The 2,442-nt window shown below is 29.1% G+C and carries 2 protein-coding genes and 1 pseudogene; all 3 read right to left on the bottom strand.

Annotation, left to right across the window (positions count from 1 at the left end):
* Positions 1-1,131, bottom strand: a 1,131-nt coding sequence (locus CI949_RS19845) for a PAS domain S-box protein (RefSeq protein WP_290769651.1), incomplete at its 3' end; no start/stop codon positions are given.
* A gap of 50 nt (positions 1,132-1,181) precedes the next feature.
* The gene (locus CI949_RS19840) at positions 1,182-2,144 is read right to left on the bottom strand and encodes a GGDEF domain-containing protein (protein WP_290769648.1); all 963 of its coding nucleotides are present in this window, start codon (positions 2,142-2,144) and stop codon (positions 1,182-1,184) included.
* Positions 2,128-2,442 (bottom strand): annotated as a pseudogene (locus CI949_RS19835) (hypothetical protein); the annotation flags it as partial. The gene CI949_RS19840 and the pseudogene CI949_RS19835, both read right to left, overlap by 17 nt.

Here is a 2,442-nt window from a genome sequence, read left to right as displayed (position 1 = left end):
ATCTCCCTTTTCGTGGCCTAAGCTATCATTGATAAGTTTTAAACCATTGACATCAGCCATAATAATGCTTATCGGGAGCTGCCTTTTGGTATCCAGTCGTTTAATCTCTTCTTCAAAAAAACGCCGATTATATAACTCAGTTAAACTATCCCTATATAAAAGGTATTTTATCTGCTTTTCTTTTTCAAATTGTTCTGTAATATCTCCAATAAATGCACCCACTCCATAACTGCCATCTAAAAGTTTTACTGGGAATTTAGTAACCTTATAAACTCTATCATTCCATTCAACTTCTTCAACTATTCTTTTCTTTTCACTACTAACCATTAATTGATGGTAAACCTTGTCATCAGTTAATCTGCGAAATTTAGCAAATTCTCTATTGCTTATCTGATAATCATTCTTCCCGATTATTTCTTTTTTGGATTTATTATAAAATTCAGCAGCTGCTTCATTTACAAATAAATAGTTCATTTTATTATCTTTTAGATAAATTAGATTATCGTTAGCATCTATAAAAGTCTGATAAAGTTTATTGAAATTTTCCAATTCATTTTTAGTTGATTTCAGCTTCCTGTTTTTTCTATAGAACAGAATACTAAAAACCAATAAAATCAAAATAATCAGGCCAAAAGAAATATATAAATAGGTTCTTATCCTTCTATTATTGGCTTCTGCTTTTACTCTCGCAGTAACATCATTAAAAATAGAAAAAAGAACAGGTGTCCCATTAAAATTATTTGGATAGGAATACACTTCTATATTTCTTATTTCTCCCGAAGCTAATCTATGTTTAAAATCAAAATGGTTCTGCTGTTCAGAACGAGCAAGTTCTATTTTTTCAGCCATTTCTTCGGGACTTAAAATATTAATATCTGAAATGTTCATCGCAAGCAGCTCTTCTTCTGGATAGCTATAAAAATTAACTGCAGCTTCATTAGCATAGATAATTTCACCATTTTCTTGATTGATAAGAAAAATCATAGCTCCGTGTTTATCGATTAAGTCGATCATTTCGTTTATTGTCTGGCTTTTTACATTAGAAGAAAGCAGAATTATGATCATGAACATCAATAAAATAATTATTTTACTTTTATTTGTACTCCTAATAAGTTTTAAGATAGTAATCAAATCCTTATTAATGCTATTTTTATTGAAAAATTAACAATAAAGGTTAGTTGTTACTGACTACAGACCTGATTTCTACCATTTTCTTTAGCCTTATAAAGGGCTAGATCAGCTCTTTTGAAAAAAGTATTGTAATCATCACTATTTCTCAGTTCAGTAATCCCCATACTTACAGTGAGTTTTTGCGGCAGTGATGGTACTTCTAAATTTACTGTCTTTTTTCTTATTCTCTCTGCATAATTTATTCCATTTTCTAATGAAGCCCCATTTAAAACAATCGCAAATTCCTCACCACCAATTCTGGCAGCCATATCTCCCTTTCTGCTTTCTGCTATTAAAAGTTGACCAAAAGCTTTTAGGACTTCATCCCCAACATCATGACCATAACTATCATTAATATTTTTGAATTTATCAAAATCACATATTATTAGAGAAAGAGGAAATAAATGTCTTTGTGAATAAGAAATAACTCTGTCAGTATATTCAATAAAGTGGCGGTAATTGCTTAATCCTGTGAGTTCATCAGTTCTTGCAAGCTCTTTAATTTTTTTATTAGCTTCTTGTAGATGAAAATTTTTTTTGTTTAATTCACGAGTTGCATTTGATAATTGATTATTGAGTTTAGAAATTTTATTAATGACATCTTCCTGTTTTAGATTATTTTTTTGACCAAACAAATAAAAACCATTTTCTTTTAAACTAAAAATATAGCAGGTAAAGTTAAGATACGAATAGCTAGTGCTTATTTTTTTGGTTAATGATAGCTCAAATCTTTTATAGTTTTTTATTTTTTTTAATTCAGAATATCCTATAGTTTCTCCAGTGAAAACTTCATTTAATTTTAACTTTATAATTTCTTCTTTCTCAAGTTGGGTTATATCCAAAAAGTTTTTATTGAAACCTATAATATTTAGCTTTTTATCTAAATTAATTATTATATAATCACTGACTTGATTTAAAAAACAATTTATTGGATAGGGTAAATCAGAATAAAGATCCTCAAACATTTTTACCATCCACTTCTTCCCACCATTTATTAGCCTGTCTAAGAGCTTCTTTACTATCAAAAGCACAGGCGTCTGCACCTACTTTTTCCCAGAGTTTAAGATTCTCATTAAATATTTTTCCTCCCACTAAAATTTTAATATTCTTTAACTCCTCTTCATCCCTTATTTTGCTTATAGTCTCTTTTAAAGGAACTATATTAAATGGCATGGCAGCAGAAATAACGGCCTTTCCTTTATTTTTCTTTAAAGAAATATTATTGGCATAAATAGAAGAATTGACTCTTGCAACAATGGAAGAAGCAAGATG

The sequence above is a fragment of the Halanaerobium sp. genome, from assembly GCF_003070835.1.
The sequence above is the reverse complement of the archived record's forward strand: the minus strand, read 5'-3'. Positions and strand labels throughout refer to the sequence as shown.

Excerpts from the sequence above, each read along its gene's own strand:
- CI949_RS19840 (WP_290769648.1), bottom strand. The coding sequence starts at position 2,144 with ATGGTAAAAATGTTTGAGGATCTTTATTCTGATTTACCCTATCCAATA.